The 262-nt window shown below is 64.9% G+C and carries 2 pseudogenes; both read left to right on the top strand.

From position 1 onward, the window contains the following. Positions 1 to 71 (top strand): annotated as a pseudogene (locus tag SB822_RS58190) (Holliday junction resolvase RuvX); the annotation flags it as partial. Then, a pseudogene (locus tag SB822_RS58185) lies at positions 58 to 262 on the top strand (bifunctional pyr operon transcriptional regulator/uracil phosphoribosyltransferase); the annotation flags it as partial. The pseudogenes SB822_RS58190 and SB822_RS58185, both read left to right, overlap by 14 nt.

The raw sequence follows: 262 nt of genomic DNA, 5'->3' as shown, positions 1-262 counted from the left end.
ACGCCGAAGCCGCCAGCATCATCCTTCAGCAATATCTTGACGGACTTTCCGACACCCATGAGTTCCATTGACGCTGAAGCGCTATACCGCGCGCTGCTCGACCAGATTCGCGCCGCGTACGGCGACAAGCTCGGTGCGCACGACGGCGCCGACGACGCCGTGCTGGCCGGCATTTACAGCGGCGGCGCATGGCTCGCCGAACGGCTCGCGCGCGATCTGAACCTGGCGAGCTTCGGCGTCGTCAATGTCGCGTTGCATCGCG

Source organism: Paraburkholderia sp. SIMBA_054 (assembly GCF_046534875.1).
GTDB classification, from domain to species: domain Bacteria; phylum Pseudomonadota; class Gammaproteobacteria; order Burkholderiales; family Burkholderiaceae; genus Paraburkholderia; species Paraburkholderia hospita.
This window is presented reverse-complemented; position numbering and strand designations above follow the sequence as displayed.